Raw genomic sequence first — 316 nt, forward strand, 5'->3', positions numbered from 1 at the left:
TCACCATCCCTCCTCTAAACTTTCCATTCTCCGCCACCGACTTAATCCCCATTCCTCCCCGCCACACACACAACCCCCACAACACCATACCCAAACCCATTCATACCACACTCTCCCCTTTCCTTATTTTCTTCATCCCAACGATTCTTATCTTCTCTCCTTTCCTACCCATCTCCGATGCCAGTCTACTCCAAACTCCATTTGTACCCCTAATCCAGCCGGTCCGTCTACCCTATCCACCACACATTATCAACTTTCTTATTCTCACCCCCATTCTCTCTCCTCCCAATTCACCCCTCTATCCTTCCTCACCCAT

Annotated in this window: 1 pseudogene; it reads left to right on the forward strand. The window is 49.4% G+C overall.

From position 1 onward, the window contains the following. Positions 1-5: 5 nt before the first annotated feature. Positions 6-316, forward strand: a pseudogene (locus tag FS628_RS33225) (S-methylmethionine permease); the annotation flags it as partial.

The sequence above is a fragment of the Paenibacillus xylanexedens genome, from assembly GCF_007676705.1.
In the GTDB taxonomy this organism is placed as follows: Bacteria; Bacillota; Bacilli; order Paenibacillales; family Paenibacillaceae; genus Paenibacillus; species Paenibacillus xylanexedens_C.